This window comes from Planococcus ruber, assembly GCF_022819085.1.
GTDB lineage: Bacteria > Bacillota > Bacilli > Bacillales_A > Planococcaceae > Planococcus > Planococcus ruber.
The window spans coordinates 197,737-198,631 of record NZ_JALHAG010000009.1 but is presented as its reverse complement, the minus strand read 5'-3'; the positions used below and the strand labels follow the sequence as shown (position 1 = coordinate 198,631).

Sequence of the window (895 nt, the reverse complement as noted above, 5' to 3'; positions counted from 1 at the left end):
ACCCGTTCCCATCCCGAACACGGAAGTTAAGCTCTTTTGCGCCGATGGTAGTTGGGGGTCTCCCCCTGTGAGAGTAGGACGTTGCCAGGCTGATCCATATTATTCCGAAGTAGCTCAGTGGTAGAGCACCGCACTGTTAATGCGATGGTCGTAGGTTCGAATCCTACCTTCGGAGCCATTCTTTTGGAGAGCTGTCCGAGTGGCCGAAGGAGCATGATTGGAAATCATGTAGGCGGGCAACCGTCTCAAGGGTTCGAATCCCTTGCTCTCCGCCAGTAGCATTATCCAAACGAAGACTACAAATCAATGGCCCCTTGGTCAAGCGGTTAAGACACCGCCCTTTCACGGCGGTAACACGGGTTCGAATCCCGTAGGGGTCACCATTATATAACTGGAGGATTAGCTCAGCTGGGAGAGCATCTGCCTTACAAGCAGAGGGTCGGCGGTTCGATCCCGTCATCCTCCACCATTTACAATACATAAGCAAAACTTGTAAATATGTGTTTCTTCTATAATATAGGAAACAAACTCAACTATTATTATCGCGGGGTAGAGCAGTTCGGTAGCTCGTCGGGCTCATAACCCGGAGGTCGCAGGTTCAAATCCTGCCCCCGCAACCAAATGGTCCCGTGGTGTAGCGGTTAACATGCCTGCCTGTCACGCAGGAGATCGCCGGTTCGATCCCGGTCGGGACCGCCATTTTTATCTTTCAAATGTGGGTCAGTAGCTCAGTTGGTAGAGCATTAGATTGAAGCTCTAAGTGTCGGCGGTTCGATTCCGTCCTGACCCACCATATTTTTATTTTTTATCTCCATGCCGGAGTAGCTCAACTGGTAGAGCAACTGACTTGTAATCAGTAGGTTGAGGGTTCAAGTCCTTTCTCCGGCACCATTTT

At 50.5% G+C, this 895-nt stretch carries 8 tRNA genes and 1 rRNA gene; all 9 read left to right on the top strand.

The features are described 5' to 3' along the window. Positions 1-90: ribosomal RNA gene (gene rrf / locus MTR82_RS12265) — 5S ribosomal RNA — on the top strand; the annotation flags it as partial. Positions 91-103: 13 nt separating this feature from the next. Further along, positions 104-178 (top strand) — tRNA-Asn (locus MTR82_RS12260). A 7-nt stretch (positions 179-185) separates the two neighbouring features. Beyond that, positions 186-275: transfer RNA gene (locus MTR82_RS12255), tRNA-Ser, on the top strand. A 33-nt stretch (positions 276-308) separates the two neighbouring features. After that, positions 309-383: transfer RNA gene (locus MTR82_RS12250), tRNA-Glu, on the top strand. 10 nt (positions 384-393) lie between these two features. Further along, positions 394-469, top strand: a tRNA-Val gene (locus MTR82_RS12245). A 74-nt stretch (positions 470-543) separates the two neighbouring features. Continuing rightward, a tRNA-Met gene (locus tag MTR82_RS12240) sits at positions 544-620 on the top strand. Positions 621-623: 3 nt separating this feature from the next. Further along, a tRNA-Asp gene (locus MTR82_RS12235) sits at positions 624-699 on the top strand. 18 nt (positions 700-717) lie between these two features. After that, positions 718-793, top strand: a tRNA-Phe gene (locus MTR82_RS12230). Between the two features lie 22 nt (positions 794-815). Further along, positions 816-891: transfer RNA gene (locus tag MTR82_RS12225), tRNA-Thr, on the top strand. The last annotated feature ends 4 nt before the right edge of the window (positions 892-895 follow it).